Here is an 18,263-nt window from a genome sequence, read left to right on the forward strand (position 1 = left end):
GTTACCTCAGCACCTTGCCGCTCTTGCGTCTCGTGTCTGCCACGAGGGCGGCCACGGCGCATGAAGCGAGGCGTGTCAGCAAGGCGTCGGCGCGGCTCGTCAGAACGATCGGCACGCGGGCGCCCAGCACGATACCCGCCGCATCCGCACCGGCGAGAAACGACAGGCTCTTCGCCAGCATGTTGCCGGCTTCCAGATCGGGCACCATCAGCACGTTGGCACGACCGGCCACCTGCGAATCGATCTGCTTGACCCGCGCGGCTTCCACATTGATTGCGTTATCCAGCGCGAGCGGACCGTCTACCAAGGCTCCGGTCACCTGGCGTCGATCGACCATCTTGCAAAGCGCGGCGGCCTCGATCGTAGAAGGCACCTTCGGATTCACGGTTTCCATCGCCGACAGGATCGCTACGCGTACCTGCCCGAACTGCAGCGCGTGACCGAGGTCGATGGCGTTCTGCAGAATGTCCATCTTGACGTCGAGTGAAGGCGCGATATTGATGGCCGCGTCGGTGACAATCAGCGCCTGCTCGAGGAGGGGTACGTCCATCACAAAGCAGTGGCTGATGCGCCGTTCGGTTCGCAGCCCAGAGTCGCGGCTGACCACCGCGCCCATCAGTTCGTCGGTATGCAGGCTGCCTTTCATCAGCGCTTCCGCCTTGCCTTCGCGCACGAGCTGTACTGCGGCGGCGGCCGCCGCGTGACTGTGCGGGGCATCGACGAGCGGATATCCGGCAATCGAAATGCCGGCTTCCGCGGCGGCGGCTTCGATTCGCTCTATCGGTCCCACGAGCGTCGGAGAGATCAGCCCCATGCGCGCTGCTTCGACGGCGCCCTCGAGCGAGCTCGAATCGCACGGATGCACGACCGCCGTTTGCATCGGAGGCAGGCTTTTGCAATACTCGATCAGCCGTTGGTACTTTGCGTGTTTCGCTTCCATTGACACTCCATGGCGAAGACCGCCGCATTCGTCACGGTGGTGGACTATGACCGTGCGATCGCAGCGGCCGTACCGCTGCGCGCGGGCTTGGTCCCGAGAACCTCACGGATGCGACCGAACATGGCCCGCTGCGCTTCGGTCGGATGGGTGCTTTGCACCTGTTCGTCGGTCAGCAGCTCGTCTAGCAGCGTGACGAGGCGCGCGCGATCTTTCTTGTCGGCGACGAGTACCGGCAACGTCGCAATCGCCTCCTCCGGCTCGAAGCTGACGATGAGCTCCTGCTCGCCGCGAATTCGCCGCCACTGATCGGGCGGCAGGTCGGGAAGATAGTTCGCATACGCCTGCGCCAGTTCCTTGCGAGTAACGAGCCGAGAGAGCGGCAAAGGTTCGCCTTTGCGCGAGAGCAGCGCCGCGGCGCGAGCGATTGCTTCAGCGTAGCCCCCTTCGCGGATCGACGCGAGCGCTTCCTGGACGAAGGGCAAGTCGCGGGGCTCCCGGTCGGTCTCGCGAGCGGCTTCGGCGCCAGGTTTTGAGTCGGCCAGATAGAGCGAAAACAGGTTGGCATAGATCGTGAAGAAAGCGGCCTCCGTGCCGGCGTCGCGCATTGCCCGGTAATAATCGAGCGATGCGCTGATCATCTCGGAGCCGGTCTGCTCGATCGCGCACCACGGGTTGTCGGGTTTCGCGGGCTGGCGGTGGGTCTTGACGGCGCTCGCCGTCGACGGCAGCCACCCGAGCCACGGGTTGAGGTCCGAAAACGCCCAGCGCTGCAAACGTAAGGGATGAAAATCGCGGAGCAGGCGGGCTGTCGTTTCGTTCGACATCGACTGCACGAATGGCTGGGCGAACAGTTCGTACGCACGCTGGTTGAACTCGGACAGTCGGGCCACGGCCTCGAAAGCTTTTTCATCCTCGCGCTCGAACCGGTTGAAATGGGCCGCGACTTCTTCCAGCCGATGTTCGCGGAACTCGACCTCATATGCGAGTTGGCCGTCCGCGTCCGTTCGTTCGGTTATCGACATTCCGTATAGACCAGGCGCGAAAGACTCGATCGCTTCGAGCACCGACACGATCTGCGTATGTTCCTTCTTCGCCACTTTGCCCGACACGAAGATGCCGAGATGACCGACGTCCTGATGCATCAGTCCGACGATCACCTGGCCGCGCGCCTTGATCTCTTCAGTGCTGCCGTACAGATCCGCCACCCAGTTGAATGCCTGTTGCGGCGGCGTGATGTTATCACCCAGCGACGCAAACAGAATGATCGGCGAGCGGATCTCGCGCAGATCGAATGCTTTGCCGCTGGTTCCTTTTACATCGCCCGACCAGAGCTTGTTGCCGACGAACAGGTTGCGGGTTATCCACTCGATTTCCTCGCTGTTCATCAGGTAGTAATCGCCCCACCAGCGCTCGAAATCGAGAAAACGGGGCGGTTCGGTATCGATATGATGAAAGAGGTGGTAGTACTTGTCCCAAAGCGTATTGGCCGGATTCAGGTTCTCGAAGTTTTGCACGAGGTGTGCACCGTCGAACTTGCCGGCGCCGAGATCCGCGGCGAACGATGCCAGCCATGAACCGCCGAGTATGCCGCCGGCGTAGCGCATCGGGTTGTCACCTTCGCCTTCGCTCCACGCGCCGCTCCAGTAAGACATCGGCGCGCCGTTGATGACGATGGGGCCGGTGTCGCCCTGATCCGAAGCCGCGATCATCATCGCGGCCCACCCACCCTGGCAGTTACCGATGAGCGCGGGCTTCGGGCTCTGAGGATGCAGCGCACGCACCTGCTTCACGAATTGCTGCTCGGCTGTGCAGACGTCGAGCAGCGTCTGCCCCGGTTCCGGTTCGGGAAAGAAAATGACGAAGTAAACCTGGTGTCCCCCGCGCAGCGCGACACCGGCTTGAGAGTCGTCCTTGAAGCCTCCGATGCCGGGACCGTGGCCGGCGCGCGGGTCGATGATCAGGTACGGGCGCTTGCTCGGGTCCACCGTCACGCCTTCCGGGGGCTTGATCTTTAACAGCGCGTAGTTGACGGGTCTCTCGAACTGGCGACCGTCGAGGACGAACTCGTAATCGAAGTGCAGCACCGGTTTCGGATCCTGGCGGCTGCGCTCGTAATACGCCGTGCCGCGCTCGCGCAGCGTGTCCCAGAACATCACCGAACGCTGAATGACGTCGAGTCCGTAAGACCAGGTGTCCCAGGGAGTCGGCACGCGCGTGCCTGGGCCGGGTGCAGCGCCGCCATTGGAGTCTTTACCGGCATTGTCGCCTAACGCATCGTGCATGCGTTGCGTCAAATGCTCCTGTGCACCCGCGGAGCGTTTCGCCAATACGCGCGCAACTTTTGTATTGATATCCCGGCTGCGTGAGAACTGCTTGGCTGTGTCCATTGCGTGGGCCTCGAAATCGAAAAGCGGAAGCAGCGGTGCGCGACATGCCGTCGGCTTGAATCGTGAAGGTAGCAGTGGACAGTGGCAATTAGACCAAAGTCCTACACACGAACCCTTGACTGTCTGCGATGCCAGTCGTCAGCCTGCCGTCTGTCCTGAGGCTGCGCGGTCTGCGGGCCGCCGCGCGGGACGTCCCGCGGGGTCGTCCCTTTACAGGGCGCCTAGCCTCCCAGCGCTTTCACGGCTGCAATCAGCGCGATGCCGAGCACCGCCATCCCCAATCCCGTGCGCAGCGGCTTCAGGTAGCCCGCGTAGCGGCCAAGCGCGACGCCAAGCACGAACAGCATGCCGACTGTGATCGCCCGGGACGCGTTCATGGCGGCTTTGACATCGGTGAGCAGCAGAAACGGAATGACGACCGGAAAAGTGGCGATCACGACCAGCACGAAGATGCCAAAGGCTTCGACAAAATCCCGCGGGCCGAGCGCATGACGACGCAAGGGCTCTATGGTGTGCAACCGCCTGCGCATACTCTCTAGTTCCTCGTCGCCCGTAATGGCCCGCAAGTGCTCCGGCAATTCCTCGGCGATCAGGCGGCGCGCGTCGCTCAGGTCCGCGCCGAGCGTCTGATGTGCGATACGCCTGATGCGCGCGCGTTCGGTCGCGGTCCGCATGAGATACATGACGGCGTCGACGAGTCCCCACGCGATATTGCAGCCTAGCGCGGCGATAGTTGCAGCCCGGGCCGGATCGCGCGAGCTGGATCCTATCGATACCGAGCCCATGATCGTCACGGCCATGACGAGACCAAACAGGATTTCAGAAACCCGATCGATGAGACTGAGCAACGGCACGCGCTTTTCGGGCTCCATGAACACCCCTTACATTGTTCCATTGTTCATTGTGGGGCGGCTTTTTCAGGCTCGGCTATTCGTGACGGATCGCCTCGCCAGCCGGTAGCGATCACCACTTGCGCGCGGCGTCGCTGCCCACGCTATCGAGCCGCCTGATGTATTGGACCAGTTTGGCTGCCCGCCAACATCAGCCTAAGGTCCTATTGCCCGTGGCCTATCCGGCGTCGATAGTCGTCAAGGCATGCTGCCCGGGTGCGAGCGCACGGTATGGAGACGAGATCATGTCCAGAATGGCCGATGACAAAAAATCCGACAGCACCCAACACGCGGGCAAACTCGACAACAAGCCCTATCTGAAGGAGCTTGCAAAGCTTCACGCGCAACTTGTCGCACTTCAGGAATGGACGAAAGCGAGCGGCGCGAAAATCTGCGTGCTGTTCGAAGGTCGCGATGGAGCAGGCAAAGGGGGCACCATCAAAGCGATCACCGAACGCGTCAGTCCGCGCGTCTTCCGGGTAGTCGCGCTGCCGGCGCCGACCGACCGTGAGAAGAGTCAGATGTACATTCAGCGCTATCTGCCGTATCTGCCCGCGGCAGGCGAGATCATGCTGTTCGATCGCAGTTGGTACAACCGGGCGGGGGTGGAACGTGTGATGGGCTTCTGCACTGAAGAACAGGTGCAGGAGTTTTTGCGAGTGATCCCGCTCGTCGAGCGCGCGATCATCCAGTCCGGCGTGATCCTGCTCAAGTACTGGCTGGAGGTGAGTCCCGAAGAGCAAACGCGGCGGCTCGAAGCGCGTATCAAGGACGAGCGCAAGGTCTGGAAGCTTTCTCCTATGGACATCGAATCGTATCGCCGCTGGCACGACTATTCGCGCGCGCGTGACGATATGTTTGCGATGACGGACACAGAATTCTCACCATGGAATGTGGTGGTGTCAAACGACAAAAAGCGGGCACGCCTGAATCTGATTAGCCATCTTTTGAGCCAGATTCCGTATAAAGCCGTGCCGCGCGCGCCCATTCATTTGCCGACACGGCAGAAGGCAAAGGGTCATGAGGGGCCCGCCTATCCGTATAAATACGTGCCTGAAAAATTCTGACACAAAGTACATGATTCGCGCATCGAATCTGCTTGCGGGCAATATCACCCGTTTCAAGCTATTGGCGGTTCACTGCCGTTTCTGACTGCGATGAAACCATTCATCCGCGTCAGGTCCGACCTTTGCGGACACAGTTCATTCTTTAACAGCCAAACACAATAAGGCGCTCTGCTCGAAACGATTCTCTTATGTAGGGTTCGCCTTATTAAACCGGAAAACACGCTAGTTTCGCCCACTTGACCGAGATCACAGGCCGGCAAAAATTTCGAAAAAAACGACCGCCAACCTGTCTTTTCCTTACCGATGCGTATATGTTTCTGAAAGACGCGCAAGTAGAAGGTCACCTGAACCGGTCGCGCGGTTGAATACAGAAATACTCGCGGAACACTGCCGATTGACACGCCGGTGCGCCGGCTCCTCGCCAAGCAGGTTCCGGGCGACGCGGCAAGGTTGCCGGACCGCTGCGAATCGAACGTTACTGCTCGACACAGTAAGACCTCCTACGGAGAGTTCGATCATGAATAGTCCCACGCAGAATCAGCGCAATATGATTTCGGGAGTCGTCGCGGCGTTTGAGCGGCTCATTGCGCGAAGGCGTGCTCAGTCCACCTATCCAGCTCCGGTTTTCGAGGTTGCGGCCGGCACAACCAGGGCACCTATTCATTTGCACAACGGCGGACTACCTGGTAACGGGGTACTTTTGCTGCACGACCGGTCGGCGTCGGATCAGACTACGTTGCGTCGAGAACCACGCAGCGTACGCGCGCACAGACATTCTGCAGCGCGTGCAGAAAAGGCGGGGCGATTGACCGCTGTGCTGGCCGGATACGTTCCCTGGTGGCGCCATCGCACAAACGAGGCGGCATCCCGTTACGAAGGTGGCAATCTGAAGACGCTGATAGAAGCGATGCCGGTTGCCGTAATCGTCGTCGATGACGATCACAAGGTTGTACTGGCCAATGAACCAGCGGCCGCGCTGTTCGGCTATACGACAAACGAATTGCTCGGCCTGTCTTTCGTACAACTGTGCCCCCGCATGGCCGACAACCCGGATAGCGAAGTCGGTTCGTCCGGACGCTTTCTGCCGGGTTCTCGCTTCGCGGCGACAGGCCCGCGACGAATGGCAGTGGCAAGAGCGAGGGATGGCAGCGAGCGCTCAGTTAGCGTGCAATTCAAGCAATATGGAACGGGTGCAGCGCCGTGGATCGTGACTATCGTCGATCCCGGCGAACCGTCGCAAACCTCTGCGGATGAGTTGAACCGTGCGCAATTTGGGCGCGTTTCGGAGCTGGGCGAGATGGCGGCTGCTCTTGCGCATGAAATCAACCAGCCGCTCACCGCCATTCTGGGCAACGCGCAGGCGGCGCAGCGATTCCTGGCGTCGTCGGACAGCGACCCTTCGAATCTACGGGAAGCCCTGACGGACATCGTCGACGATAGTTTCAGGGCCACGGAAATCGTCCGCAAATTGAGGCAGCTAGTAAGGGGCGCGACTCCCGAAATGCGGCCGCTCGACATCGATACGCTCGTGCGCGAAGCGACCCATCTGATGCGCCGCACTGCGCTCGCGCGCGGCGTAAGCGTGGCTCTCGATATCGACGAGCATTTGCCGGAAGTGCGCGGCGACAAGATCCAGTTGCAGCAGGTCATGATCAATCTGCTGCAAAACGCGTTCGACGCCGTGGAAACCTGCAGCGTGGAACGGCGCCTGGTGTCGGTGGAAGTCAGGGCCGTGCCGCAAGAAAGCGCCGTCAGCATCGCCGTGAGCGATCGCGGACCGGGACTCAAAGCGGACCAGGTCGGCGACGTATTCAAGCCTTTTTCCACCTCGAAGATGCATGGACTGGGCCTTGGCCTGTCGATCAGCAGTTCGATCATCTCGATCCACGGCGGCCGCCTGTGGGCCGACAACAATGACAATGGGGGCGCAACATTTCACATCCAGCTTTCGGCGGCGGGCGGGACTGAAGGCTCCGGCTCCCGTTAAACGTCATGAACGCGTCCGCCTCCGTGGTGTTCATCGTCGATGACGACGAACACGTCCGCACCGCCCTGGCACGACTGATCCGCTGCGCGGGCTATCGTGTGGAAACGTTCGCCAGCGCGGAGGCGTTTGTCGAAGGCGCCGATCTGAAAACCTGTCCGGCGTGTCTGCTGCTGGACCTGCAGCTCCCGGATCTGAGCGGACTCGGGCTGCAACGTCAGTTGCATGAGTGGCTGCCGGTCGTTTTTATCTCCGGGCACGGCGATCTCAATTCCGCTATCGATGCAATGAAGGCGGGCGCCACCGACTTCCTGCCCAAACCTGTCCATGAAGAAGTGTTGCTCGCCGTGCTCGAACGCGCACTCGAACGGGCGCGGCGCATTTTCGCGGCGCGCGCGGAACTGGCTGACATTCAAAGCCGGCTGGATCAGCTTACGCGGCGCGAGCGCCAGGTCATGACGCTCGTAGTGGAGGGATATCTGAACAAGCAGGTGGCGAGCGAACTCGGTGCGGCGGAAAAGACCATCAAGATTCATCGCGCCCGCGTGATGGAAAAGATGAAAGCCGGTTCAGTGGCGGAGCTCGTCCGTCTCGCCGAAAAGGCCCGCGCCGCACCGAGCTCGGACGCAGGCCTATAGGACAGCGCGGCACAGCGCGCAGATCTGCCAGCGGCATCGGAAGGCGTGCCGAATCGTCGGCAATGGCTTGCAATTCTTCAGGGCGGTGGACCAAAGTCCTATTTCCGTTTCCGCGCCGGGTCGCTAGGCTTACTCTGCGTAATCGCCTTTTGCGGCAACGTCTGAGGGTCGAAAACACTATATGGGTAATGCCAAACCAACCACGGCCGTCGTCGACGATGAAGAGTCCGTCGGAAGGGCGATCAAGCGCTTGCTGAGCTCGGTTGGCATGGAGGCCGAGGTATTCACGAGCGGCGACGACTTCCTCAACAAGCTATCGTCCGTTCCGTCATTCCGACCGGGCTGTGTGATTCTCGACGTTCAGATGCCGGGCATCAACGGCCTCGAGGTGCAGCGCCGACTGGCGGGAACGTCGATCAGTGTCGTCATCATCACGGCTCACGACGATGCGGCCGTGCGCGAGCAGGTGCTGGCCGCGGGCGCAGTCGGCTATCTGCGCAAACCGTTCAACGGTTCTGTCCTGATCCGCACCGCTCAGATCGCGCTGGGCCTTCCGCCCACGCCCTGAAGCGGTTCTTGTCACTGCTCGCTCGCCGCGCGCAGCGGCGCGCTCATCGCGATATGAGACCAAAGTCCCATTGCTCTGCCTTGGGCGGGTGACCAAACTGGAATTCACGCAGCCGTCAGCCACGCTGACGCCATCCGGAGAACATGGATATGAAGAGCCCGGACGCATCCCGCTGGATCACGCGATGAATACTGCCTTCATTACCTGCGTGCTGCCCTGGCGGCTAGCGCGTGTGCCTCGCGCGCGGGCCAGCACACGCGGCCGTTCCAGGCCGGCCCTCGAGACTACCGACGGCGGTATCCCGGCGCCGACTTCTATCCCCATGCGAATCCCCAACCCGCATGTCCGGCGTTGGCACACGACGCTGCCACGCTTGCAGATGTTGACGCTGATTCTCGCGCTGTGCACGGTCGTCGCCGGCTGCGGCAAGACCCAGGCATTGCCGCAACAGAGTGCGCCCGAAGTCACGGTGATGACGGTGACGCCGCGCGACACACCCGTGCAATTCGAATTCACGGCGCAGACCGAGAGTTCGCGCGAAGTTCAGATACGCGCCCGGGTAGACGGCTTTCTGGATCGGCGCACGTATGTCGAAGGCTCGCTCGTGAAGAACGGGCAGACCATGTTCCTGATGGACCCCAAGCCGTTCGAGGCGGCGCTGCAAACGGCGAAAGGACAACTGGCCCAGCAGCAGGCGCGCTATCAGGTGGCGAAGGCCAATCTGGCGCGGGTGCAACCGCTCGTGGCGCAGAACGCGTTGAGCAAGAAGGACCTCGACGACGCGGTCGGCAGCGAGGCGCAGGCCGCCGCAGCGGTGATCGCCGCAAAAGGCGAGGTGGACACCGCCCAGCTGAATCTCAGCTATACGACGATCAAATCGCCGCTGACCGGCCTGTCGAGCTTCGCGCGGCAACAGGATGGCAGCTATGTCACCGCGACGCAGTCGGGACTGCTGACCACCGTCTATCAGCTCGACCCGATATGGGTCAACTTCAGCATCTCCGAAAACGAAATGCTGAGATACCGGGACCAGATTGCCACGGGGCATCTGCGCTTCCCTCCGAATAACGCGTTCACGGTGTCGCTGGTCCTCGCCGACGGTGGAGTCTATCCGGACCAAGGCTCGATCGACTTCGCCAATCCCGCTTTCAGCACCGAAACGGGGACTTTTCTCGTGAGGGCCGTGTTCAACAATGCGAAGTCCGTGCTGCGTCCGGGCCAGTTCGTGCGGGCGCGCGTGGCCGGAGCGGTCCGGCCGAACGCGATCCTCGTGCCTCAGCGCGCGGTTCTGCAAGGCTCGAAAAGCCACTTTCTGTGGGTCGTGGACAACGAGTCGAAAGGTCATCAGCGGGTCGTCGAAGTCGGCGAATGGCAAGGCGACGACTGGTTCATCACGGACGGGTTGAAAGCCGGTGAGCGCGTCGTGGTCGACGGTGCGATCCGCGTGACGGCAGGTGTGCCGCTGAAGATCGTCGACCGGCCGACGAGCGCGAGCGCACCGCAACAGGCGAACGCTCAGGCGGGCGCATCTGCGACATCGGCGGCGGCCTCCGCTTCCGGCGCGTCGCAATAAAGGACGGCAACGATGAGTATTTCCCACTACTGCATCGACCGGCCCATCTTCGCGTCCGTCATCTCCATCGTCATCACGCTGGGAGGCGCGCTGACGATGTTCTCGCTGCCCGTCGCTCAGTATCCGGATATCACGCCGCCGCAGATCACGATCTCCGCCACCTATCCGGGGGCGAGCGCCGATGTCGTCGCAAACAACGTGGCCGCGCCGATCGAGCAGCAGGTGAACGGCGCGGACAACATGATCTACATGAACTCGTCGAGTTCATCGACTGGCAATCTGACGATCAACGCGTTTTTCGAAATCGGCACCAATCCGCAACTCGCGCAGGTCGACGTACAGAATCGCGTGAACCTGGCACTGCCGCAACTGCCGCAGTCGGTTCAGGCGCAGGGCGTGCAGGTGCAGAAGAAGTCCTCGGCGTTCATGATGGTCATCGCCATCTATTCGCCGGACCAGCGCTTTGACAGCACGTACATCGCGAACTACGCAAACATCTACGTGCTCGATGCGCTCAAGCGTATTCCCGGCGCCAACCAGTCGAGCATCTTCGGTACGCCTGACTATGCAATGCGCGTCTGGCTAAAACCGGACCGGATGGCGCAGCTCGCCATCACCGCGACCGATGTGCAGAATGCCGTGCAGAATCAGAACCAGCAGTTCGCGGTCGGGCGCATCGGGCAGTCGCCCACGGGAGCGCCCGTCGAGCAGTCGTTCGCGGTGACGACGAGCGGCCGTCTCGCCGAACCGGCCGAGTTCGAAAACATCATTCTGCGCGCCGCAAGCGAAGGTTCGGCCATCGTGCGGCTTAAGGACGTGGGCAGGGCCGAACTGGGGCAGAAGGACTACTCGATCCGCAGCCGTTTTCAGGGCAAGCCGGCCACCATCATCGCGGTTTACCAGCAACCGGGGGCGAACGCGCTCGATGTGTCCAAGCAGGTGCGCGCGAGCCTTGCCGAGCTCAGCAAGTCGTTTCCGGAGGGAATCAAATACGAGATCGCGATGGACACGACGGAGTTCACGCGAGCGTCCATCTCCGATGTGATCCACACGTTTTTCGAAGCGCTGGTGCTGGTGGTGATCGTCGTGTACATCTTCCTGCAAAGCCTGCGCGCGACCCTCATCCCGGTGCTGGCGGTGCCGATTTCGATTGTCGGGACCTGCATGGGCATGGCGCTGTTGGGTTTCTCGATCAACATGCTGACGCTCTTCGGCATGGTGCTCGCCATCGGTATCGTGGTGGACGACGCGATCGTGGTGATCGAGAACGTCGAGCGCAACATGACCGTTCACAAGCTCCCTCCGAAGGAGGCGGCCAAGGCGGCGATGGACGAGGTCGCGGGGCCGGTCATCGCCATCGTGCTCGTGCTGTGCGCGGTGTTTGTGCCAGTGGCGTTCGTGAGCGGCATTACCGGTCAACTGTACAAGCAGTTTGCCATCACCATTGCGATCTCGGTGGTGATCTCCGGTCTCGTCGCATTGACCTTGTCGCCTGCGCTGGCCGCGGTGCTGCTCAAGAGTTCGCACAAGGAGAAAAAAGGCTTCTTCCGCTGGTTCGAGAACTCGTTTGCGCGGATGACAACGGGCTATTCGCGCGCAATCCAGTTCCTCATCAGGCGCTTTGTGCTGGCCTTGCTGGTGTTCGCGGGCATGATCGCGCTGACTGTGGTGATCGTGAAGGCCATTCCAGGTGCGTTCCTGCCGCCGGAAGACCAGGGCTATCTGCTGGGCGCGGTGCAGATGCCCGATGCAGCGAGCCTGGATCGCACGGGGGCGGTGTCCGACCAGGTGACCGAGTACTTCATGAAACAGGCAGCGGTCGGCAGCATCACGACGGTCGACGGATACAGTCTGCTCGATGTGCAGAACAAGAATAACGCCAGCACCTTCTTCGTCGGCCTGAAGGGTTTCGACGAGCGCTACACGCGCGGGAACCGCCGTACGCAGAATGCGAAAGCGGTGCTGACGGACGCTTACCAGAACTTGTCGAAGATCACGGCGGGGCTCGTCATTCCGGTCAATCCGCCATCTATCCCAGGCCTTGGCACAACAGGGGGCAGCGAAGTATGGATCCAGAGCAAGGGTGACGCGACGATCGCCCAGCTCGCCGGGGTCGTTCAACAGTTCATCGAGAAAGCGCGCAAGCGGCCCGAACTTTCGCGCGTCACGACGACGTTCAACGCTTCGTCGCAGCAGTTGCTGGTCGAGGTCGACCGGGAGCGGGCGCAGACGCTCGGCGTGCCGATCGAAGACGTTTACAGCTCGATGCAGACGATGTTCGGTTCTCTCTATGTGTCGCAGTTCAACCGTTCGAGCCGGCTGTGGCAGGTGATCTTGCAGGCAGATCCGGTATACCGCCTCCGGCCCCAGGATCTGGACCGGATCTTCGTGCGCGGCAAGACGGGATCGATGGTTCCTCTCAGAGCGGTTGCGACCTATAAGTACGTCACAGGCCCTGATCTGCTCACGCGTTTTAATAACTTCCCGGCGGTTCTCGTGACGGCGAACGCGGCGCCCGGCTACAGTTCGGGCCAGGTGATCAGCACGCTGGAAGAACTCGCCGCCGAGATGCCGCCCGGCTATGGCGTGGCGTGGAGCGGTGAGGCTTATGAAGCGCGCAAGTCCGGCGGAACCTCGGGCGCGGTGTTCATATTCGGCCTCGTCATGGTGTTCCTGATCCTCGCCGCCCAGTACGAAAAGTGGTCGTTGCCGCTCGGCGTGTTGATGGCCGTGCCGTTCGCGCTCTTCGGGGCGTTCCTCGCGATCCTGATGCGCGGCCTCGAAAACGACATCTACTTCCAGATCGGCCTCACCATGCTGGTCGCACTGGCTGCGAAGAACGCCATTTTGATCTTCGAGTTCGCGGTGCTCAACCGCGAAGCGGGCGCGTCGGTGCTGGATTCGACCGTGCGCGCGTCCGAAGAACGGCTGCGCCCGATCGTGATGACCTCGCTCGCTTTCATCCTGGGCTGCGTGCCGCTCGCCATCGCGGTGGGCGCCTCGGCGAATAGCCGGCATTCGATCGGCACCGGTGTGATCGGCGGGATGCTCGGCGCGACGGTCATTGCGGTATTTTTCATCCCGATGTTCTATTACCTGCTCGAATCCCTGTCCTCACGCAAGAGCGGACCCAAGCCGAAACCAGGGCCGGACGCCGGCACTCCGGTACCCGTGACGCCCGCAACGGGCGGTTCGGGTGGACCGCAGGTCACGCCCTCCGCGCAGCACGAGGGCGACTGACATGCGTGCACCGGCATACGCGCGTCTGCTCGCGGTACTTGCGCTACTGAGCCTCTCTGGCTGTCTGCTTGGGCCGAACTACGAGCGGCCCAAGGCGGAAGTGCCGGCTACCTTCCGCTTCAGCATGCAGGAAACAGCCGAGACCGCGAACACGCTCTGGTGGGAACAGTTTCAGGACGTGGTTCTGAATGACCTGATCGCCGCGGCGCTCGCCGATAACCTGGACGTCAAGATTGCCGCTGCGCGCGTCGAAGAATTTCGCGGTCAGTTCGTGACGACCCGTTCCGGGCTGTTTCCACAAGTGGGAGCGAACTTCGATGCGTCGCGTCAGGGCGCGTCGCGGGACGCCTCGGTGCCGCTGCCGGCCGGTGTCAGCCCGGTCTTCAACCAGTTCGACGCCAGCGTGTCGGCATCGTGGGAAATCGACCTGTTCGGCAAGATCAGGCGTCAGAGCGAAGCGGCGCGCGCGAACCTGCTGGCCAGCGAAGAGGGTCGCCGTGGGACGATTCTCTCATTGGTGGCCTCCGTCGCTTCGTCGTACATCAACCTGCGTAGCCTCGACAGGCAGTTGGACATCGCGAAAGCCACAGTCAAGAGCCGCGCCGATTCGGTCAACGTGTTCACGCTGCGTTTTCGGGGCGGCGAGGTATCGCAACTGGAACTGGCGCAGAGCGAATCCGAATATCAGGCGGCCCGCGCCACGCTGCCGCAACTCGAGGCGCAAATCGCGGTGCAGGAAGACGCGCTCGCCGTGCTGCTCGGACGCAATCCCGAACCGATTGTCCGTGGCCGCGAAGTCGATGCGTTAGCCGCGCCACAGATTCCCTCCGACCTGCCGTCCGACCTGCTCGAACGCCGCCCGGATCTGTTGCAGGCCGAACAGAACCTGGTCGCGCAAAATGCGCTGATCGGCGCGGCGCGCGCATTGTATTTCCCGTCGATTTCGCTGACGGGGCTGTTCGGCTCGCTCAGCACCGATTTCGCCAGCCTGTTTTCCGGACCGGCGCGGGTGTGGTCGTTCGCCGGTGTCGTGTCGTTGCCGATCTTCACGGCAGGCAATATCGAAGGGCAAGTCCACCAGGCCGAGGCGCGCCAGCAGGAAGCGCTTTTCGCCTACCGGAAGGCGATTCAGGTCGCGTTTCAGGAAGTTTCGGATGCGCTCATCAACCTGCAAAAGTCGCGCGAGCAAATGAGCGTGCAGGCCGACCAGGTGAGCGCGCTCTCCATGTACGCACACCTCGCGCGGCTGCGCTATGAAGGCGGGTACACGAGTTATATCGAGGTGCTCGACGCCGAGCGCAGCCTGTTCAATGCGCAGCTGAGCTATACGCAGACGCAAGGCGCCGAACTCACGTCGTTCGTCAATCTGTACAAGGCGATGGGCGGCGGCTGGGTCGTCAAGGCGGAGGAACTGACGCAGCCGCCCGCTGCCCCACAGCCGGTGGCGGGCGTGCCGTCCTCCGAGGTGCAGCGATGACACGCAACGGTCTTCTCGCCTGTCACGAATGCGATCTGTTGCAACTCGATGCGGGCGCTCCCGAAGGCGGGATACTCCGGTGCCGGCGCTGTCACGCCGAGCTTTACCGCAATCGCGCCAATTCGCTCGACCGCGCCTTCGCGCTTTCATTGGGCGCGTGCGTGCTGCTCGTGATCGCCAACTCGTATCCGATCGTGGGGCTTTCGGTGAACGGCACGCTGATCAACACGACCTTGATCGGCTCGGTACGCGTGCTGTACCAGGACGGAATGTGGCCGGTCGCCGGGCTCGTTTTCGCCACCACCGTGCTCACGCCTTTTCTCCACGTTGCGACGATGCTGTGGTTGCTGGTGCCGTTGCAGTTCAATCGTGTGCCTTGGGCCGCTGGCGCCGTGTTCCGGCTGTCCCGCCTGATTCAGCCTTGGGGTATGGTCGAGGTGCTGATCCTTGGCCTGCTGGTCGCGCTCGTCAAGCTTTCCCACATTGCCAGCATCGTGCTGGGCATCGGCCTGTGGTCGTTCGGCGCACTCACGCTCACGCTCGCCGCGGTGGGGGCGGCCTTCGATTCACGCAACCTGTGGGCGCGCATCGGCGCGCTTCGGCATGGCGAGAGCGAACCGCCCGGCGAGCACGCCATGCTGCGAGGCTGGCTGAACGCGTCGGACTGCGGGCTGGTTCAATGTCATGACTGCGGTTTGCTCGCCAAGGCGCCGCTTCACGCACACCAGCTGTCGTGTCCGCGCTGCGGAGCCTCGGTGCATCGCCGCAAGCCCGACAGCCTCGCGCGCACCTGGGCTTTCCTGATTGCCGCAATCGTGCTGTACGTTCCCGCCAACGTCTTGCCGGTCATGTACACCAGTTCGCTGTTCGGGGCCGCAAAAGACACCATCATGAGCGGCGTTGTCTACCTGTGGACGTCGGGCTCGTGGTTGCTCGCGCTCGTGGTTTTCATCGCGAGTATTGCGGTGCCGATGCTGAAGATTCTTGCCATCGCGTTTCTCTCGATCTCGATTCAGTTTCATTCGCGCTGGAATCCCGAACAGCGCGCGCGGATCTACCGGGTGGTCGAACTGGTCGGACGCTGGTCGATGCTGGATATCTACGTCATCACCATGCTGGTCGCTCTCGTCCAGTTCAAGGCGTTGGCCACGATCCATGCAGGACCGGCCGCCGTTGCGTTCGGCGCGGTCGTCGTGCTGACCATGTTCGCCGCCATGTCGTTAGACCCGCGTCTGATCTGGGACGAGGCCAGGCAAAATCATGCCGGAATCCGGAAACACTCCTGAACTGCCGGATCTTCCGGAAGCCGTGGCCGCGCCGCGCGCACGCTGGCGGCTCCAGGTGGTATGGCTCGTGCCGATCGTCGCCGTGCTCATCGGCGGCTGGCTGGCGGTGAAGGCGGTCCTCGAGGAGGGACCGAAGATCGCCATTACATTCGTCACCGGAGAAGGGCTGGAGGCGGGCAAGACCAAGATCAAATATCGCGACGTCGATATCGGCGTCGTCAAGGAAGTGAATCTGTCGCGGGATCACAAGCATGTGATCGCAACCGCGGAGGTGGTAAAGGATGCAGCCGATCTGCTAGTCGACGACACGCGCTTCTGGGTCGTGCGCCCGCGCATCTCTGGCGGCACGGTATCGGGCCTCGGCACGTTGCTGTCCGGTTCGTTCGTCGGCATGGATGCGGGAAGCTCGCCCAAGGCGCGGCACCAGTTCGCGGGCCTGGAGACGCCGCCGGTCATCGCCAGCGATGTTCCCGGCCGGGACTTCGTGCTCAAAAGCAAGGACATGGGCTCGCTGGATGCGGGCACGCCGATCTTTTACCGCAGGCTGCAGGTGGGACAGATCACGTCGTTCTCGCTCGATCCGGACGGCACGAGCGTGACCTTGCATGCGTTCGTCAATGCACCCTACGACAAGTTCGTCAGACCGGATACGCGCTTCTGGCATGCGAGCGGTGTGGACGTTGCATTGGACACCAACGGCGTGCGGGTCAACACGCAATCGCTCGTCTCGATCATGATCGGTGGCGTCGCGTTCGACACGCTGGAGCATTCACTGAACGAGGCGCCGGCTGCCGCTGGGGCTTCATTCACCTTGTTCGAGAACTTCGGCGAAGCCATGAAGCGGCATGATCGCATCGTCAACCGGTACGTTGCTGAATTCGACGATTCGGTGCGCGGATTGACAGTCGGCGCGCCGCTCGATTTTCGCGGCATCACGATTGGCGACGTGAGCGGCATCTATACCCGGTTCGACCGGAACGCAAGGAAGCTCAGCATTGTGGTGGAGATCGCCTTCTACCCCGAACGCTTCACCAACCGGTATGAGAGCGGGCCAACCGGCGGCCCGGTCGTCACGAACTCGCGCGAGTTCGCGGATTATCTGGTGTCGAAAGGCCTGCGCCTGCAATTGAGAACAGGCAATCTGCTGACGGGGCAGCGTTATCTCGCGGTCGACTTCTTCCCGGATGCGCCGAAGGAAAAGATAGACTGGAGCAAGAATCCACCACAGTTTCCGACTGTTCCCAACACACTGCAATCGCTTCAGGATTCCATGTCGCGCCTCGCGGCGAAACTGAACACCATTCCGTTCGAAGCGATCGGCAAGAACACGCAACAGACGCTGCAGAGCGCCAACACGCTGCTCACGCATCTGGACAAGGACGTCGTTCCGTCAGCCAAGGATGCGTTGACCGCCGCCCAAGGAACCATGACTTCCGCCAATAGCGCGCTGCAGCCGGACTCCGTGCTGCAGCAGAATGTCGCCGACGCCATGGGTCAGCTCGCGCAGACGGCGGCCGCCGTGCGCACGCTCGCGGACTACCTCGAACGCCACCCCGAGGCACTGGTGCGCGGCAAGCCGGAGAACCAGCCGTGAGACGCAGGCCTTTCGTTATCCTGTTCATGCTCGGCATGCTGGCCGCGCTTTCAGGCGCGCTGCTCAGCGCATGCGGCAGTTCGCCGAAGGCGAGCTTCTATACGCTCGGCCCCGACCGCACGCTCGCGCCGTTGACGCCGTCCAAGCCCGCGAATGTGGTGGTGAGTCCGGTCACCGTTCCCGACCTGCTCGATAGACCGCAAATAGTGACGCGCCGCGGCGATAACCAGGTGACGCTCGACGAATTCGCCCGCTGGGGGCAGCCGCTGAAGGGCGATATCGCACGCGCGATTGCCGGCGATCTGACGACGCTGCTGGGCTCCGACCGGGTGTCGATATTCGATACGGGGCTCGACGCGGCGCGAACCTGGCGCGTGCGTGTGGACGTGATCCGCTTCGATGCAGTGCCGAGCGAGTCGGTCACGATCGAGGCGCTGTGGACGGTGCTTCCGCCGGGCAAAGGCGCGCCCGTTGCCGGGAAGTCGCTCGTCAGGCAAGAGATGACGACGCCCGGTTTCGACGGTCTGGTGTCGGCAGGCGACCGGGCGCTCGGGGCCGTGAGCCGCGAGATCGCCGCAGCCATTCAGACGAGCGCGCCGCAATAGCGGAACGCGTCCCC

At 62.2% G+C, this 18,263-nt stretch carries 13 protein-coding genes; 10 read left to right on the forward strand and 3 right to left on the reverse strand.

Annotation, left to right across the window (positions count from 1 at the left end; translation table 11 throughout):
* Nucleotide 1 precedes the first annotated feature (1 nt).
* The 3 genes from ABQJ48_RS13005 to ABQJ48_RS13015 form a co-directional block, all read right to left on the reverse strand.
* The gene (locus ABQJ48_RS13005; RefSeq protein ID WP_367838414.1) at nucleotides 2-940 is read right to left on the reverse strand and encodes a phosphate acetyltransferase; all 939 of its coding nucleotides are present in this window, start codon (nucleotides 938-940) and stop codon (nucleotides 2-4) included.
* A gap of 44 nt (nucleotides 941-984) precedes the next feature.
* Entirely contained in the window at nucleotides 985-3,327 is a 2,343-nt protein-coding gene (locus ABQJ48_RS13010) for a DUF3141 domain-containing protein (RefSeq protein WP_367838415.1), read from the reverse strand.
* Nucleotides 3,328-3,548: 221 nt separating this feature from the next.
* Nucleotides 3,549-4,199 (reverse strand): VIT1/CCC1 transporter family protein, encoded by a 651-nt coding sequence (locus ABQJ48_RS13015; protein WP_367838416.1) that lies wholly within the window; start codon nucleotides 4,197-4,199, stop codon nucleotides 3,549-3,551.
* Nucleotides 4,200-4,462: 263 nt separating this feature from the next.
* On the opposite strand from ABQJ48_RS13015, the gene ppk2 reads away from it, so the two are divergent.
* From ppk2 to ABQJ48_RS13065, 10 genes are all read left to right on the forward strand, one after another.
* Entirely contained in the window at nucleotides 4,463-5,284 is an 822-nt protein-coding gene (gene ppk2 / locus ABQJ48_RS13020; protein WP_367838417.1) for a polyphosphate kinase 2, read from the forward strand.
* Nucleotides 5,285-6,098: 814 nt separating this feature from the next.
* Nucleotides 6,099-7,271, forward strand: a complete 1,173-nt coding sequence (locus ABQJ48_RS13025; protein WP_367838494.1) for a PAS domain-containing sensor histidine kinase — start codon at nucleotides 6,099-6,101, stop codon at nucleotides 7,269-7,271.
* A 5-nt stretch (nucleotides 7,272-7,276) separates the two neighbouring features.
* Nucleotides 7,277-7,906 carry a response regulator transcription factor gene (locus ABQJ48_RS13030; RefSeq protein ID WP_367838418.1) on the forward strand — a complete coding sequence of 210 codons (630 nt, stop codon included), beginning with the start codon at nucleotides 7,277-7,279 and terminating at the stop codon, nucleotides 7,904-7,906.
* Nucleotides 7,907-8,087: 181 nt separating this feature from the next.
* A complete protein-coding gene (locus tag ABQJ48_RS13035; protein WP_367838419.1) occupies nucleotides 8,088-8,474 on the forward strand; it encodes a response regulator transcription factor in 387 nt (128 codons plus the stop codon).
* Between the two features lie 379 nt (nucleotides 8,475-8,853).
* Complete coding sequence (locus ABQJ48_RS13040) at nucleotides 8,854-10,047, forward strand: efflux RND transporter periplasmic adaptor subunit (RefSeq protein WP_367838495.1); 1,194 nt, start codon at nucleotides 8,854-8,856, stop codon at nucleotides 10,045-10,047.
* Between the two features lie 12 nt (nucleotides 10,048-10,059).
* Nucleotides 10,060-13,287 (forward strand): efflux RND transporter permease subunit, encoded by a 3,228-nt coding sequence (locus tag ABQJ48_RS13045; RefSeq protein ID WP_367838420.1) that lies wholly within the window; start codon nucleotides 10,060-10,062, stop codon nucleotides 13,285-13,287.
* A 1-nt stretch (nucleotide 13,288) separates the two neighbouring features.
* Nucleotides 13,289-14,764 (forward strand): efflux transporter outer membrane subunit, encoded by a 1,476-nt coding sequence (locus tag ABQJ48_RS13050; RefSeq protein WP_367838421.1) that lies wholly within the window; start codon nucleotides 13,289-13,291, stop codon nucleotides 14,762-14,764.
* Nucleotides 14,761-16,050 (forward strand): paraquat-inducible protein A, encoded by a 1,290-nt coding sequence (locus ABQJ48_RS13055; RefSeq protein WP_367838422.1) that lies wholly within the window; start codon nucleotides 14,761-14,763, stop codon nucleotides 16,048-16,050. The genes ABQJ48_RS13050 and ABQJ48_RS13055 overlap by 4 nt, the downstream gene beginning before the upstream one ends.
* A complete protein-coding gene (locus ABQJ48_RS13060) occupies nucleotides 16,025-17,644 on the forward strand; it encodes a PqiB family protein (protein ID WP_367838423.1) in 1,620 nt (539 codons plus the stop codon). Before ABQJ48_RS13055 ends, ABQJ48_RS13060 begins: the two co-directional genes overlap by 26 nt.
* Nucleotides 17,641-18,249, forward strand: a complete 609-nt coding sequence (locus ABQJ48_RS13065) for a PqiC family protein (protein ID WP_367838424.1) — start codon at nucleotides 17,641-17,643, stop codon at nucleotides 18,247-18,249. Before ABQJ48_RS13060 ends, ABQJ48_RS13065 begins: the two co-directional genes overlap by 4 nt.
* The last annotated feature ends 14 nt before the right edge of the window (nucleotides 18,250-18,263 follow it).

It is taken from the genome of Paraburkholderia suaedae (assembly GCF_040812055.1).
In the GTDB taxonomy this organism is placed as follows: domain Bacteria; phylum Pseudomonadota; class Gammaproteobacteria; order Burkholderiales; family Burkholderiaceae; genus Paraburkholderia.

What these genes read in the sequence shown, in the direction of transcription:
- ABQJ48_RS13040 (WP_367838495.1), top strand. Translation starts at nt 8,854, where the DNA reads ATGTTGACGCTGATTCTCGCGCTGTGCACGGTCGTCGCCGGCTGCGGC.
- ABQJ48_RS13015 (WP_367838416.1), bottom strand. Translation starts at nt 4,199, where the DNA reads ATGGAGCCCGAAAAGCGCGTGCCGTTGCTCAGTCTCATCGATCGGGTT.
- ABQJ48_RS13035 (WP_367838419.1), top strand. Translation starts at nt 8,088, where the DNA reads ATGGGTAATGCCAAACCAACCACGGCCGTCGTCGACGATGAAGAGTCC.
- ABQJ48_RS13045 (WP_367838420.1), top strand. Translation starts at nt 10,060, where the DNA reads ATGAGTATTTCCCACTACTGCATCGACCGGCCCATCTTCGCGTCCGTC.
- ABQJ48_RS13030 (WP_367838418.1), top strand. Translation starts at nt 7,277, where the DNA reads ATGAACGCGTCCGCCTCCGTGGTGTTCATCGTCGATGACGACGAACAC.
- ABQJ48_RS13055 (WP_367838422.1), top strand. Translation starts at nt 14,761, where the DNA reads ATGACACGCAACGGTCTTCTCGCCTGTCACGAATGCGATCTGTTGCAA.
- ABQJ48_RS13005 (WP_367838414.1), bottom strand. Translation starts at nt 940, where the DNA reads ATGGAAGCGAAACACGCAAAGTACCAACGGCTGATCGAGTATTGCAAA.
- ABQJ48_RS13060 (WP_367838423.1), top strand. Translation starts at nt 16,025, where the DNA reads ATGCCGGAATCCGGAAACACTCCTGAACTGCCGGATCTTCCGGAAGCC.
- ABQJ48_RS13050 (WP_367838421.1), top strand. Translation starts at nt 13,289, where the DNA reads ATGCGTGCACCGGCATACGCGCGTCTGCTCGCGGTACTTGCGCTACTG.
- ABQJ48_RS13010 (WP_367838415.1), bottom strand. Translation starts at nt 3,327, where the DNA reads ATGGACACAGCCAAGCAGTTCTCACGCAGCCGGGATATCAATACAAAA.
- ppk2 (WP_367838417.1), top strand. Translation starts at nt 4,463, where the DNA reads ATGTCCAGAATGGCCGATGACAAAAAATCCGACAGCACCCAACACGCG.